General features: G+C 63.8%; 1 protein-coding gene. It reads right to left on the reverse strand.

All coding sequences use genetic code 11. The features are described from left to right. On the reverse strand, window positions 1-589 hold a 589-nt coding region (locus AC1IN8_RS21050), incomplete at both ends, for an Ig-like domain-containing protein (protein WP_479760500.1).

A 589-nucleotide genomic window follows, 5' to 3' on the forward strand; every position in this document is an offset into this window, starting at 1 on the left:
TTGATGCTGAAGCTCTTGTCTGCCAGCACCAGACCGGTGAAGGGCTTGCCGTTGACCGTCAGGGTGACGGTGTCACCCACCTTCACGTCACCGCCCACAGTCCCGGTCACGGCGATGTCCTGCTTGGACTCGGCCGCGTTGATCACGTCATCTGCAGTGATGTTGCCATCCAGCGTGATGCTGGCCAGCGGCGCAGCGGTGTCGACGGCGACGGTGTCGCTGCCGGCGCTGCCCGGGTTACCGGCGGCATCGGTGTAGCTGCCATCCTTCACTGCCACGCTGGCGCTGCCGGTGAAGCCGTCGGTGGCGGTAAAGGTGGCGGTCCATACGGTCGGATCGCTGGCACTTTGTACCAGGTTGCTGATGGTGCCACCGCTGATGCTCAGATCGTCGGCGCTGAAGCCTACCGGTGCTTCGCTGAAGGTGAAGGTGACGCTCGATACCTTGTCTGCCACGTTCAGGGCGGCATCCACGATGTTGACCAGCACGCTCGGGCCCTGGGTGTCGACGCTGTAGCCCTCGGTATCGGTCACTGTGGTGCTGTTGCCAGCCGCGTCGGTGGTGGTGACCTTGGCGTCGATGGTCTTGT

The organism is Aeromonas sp. 130281 (assembly GCF_056642115.1).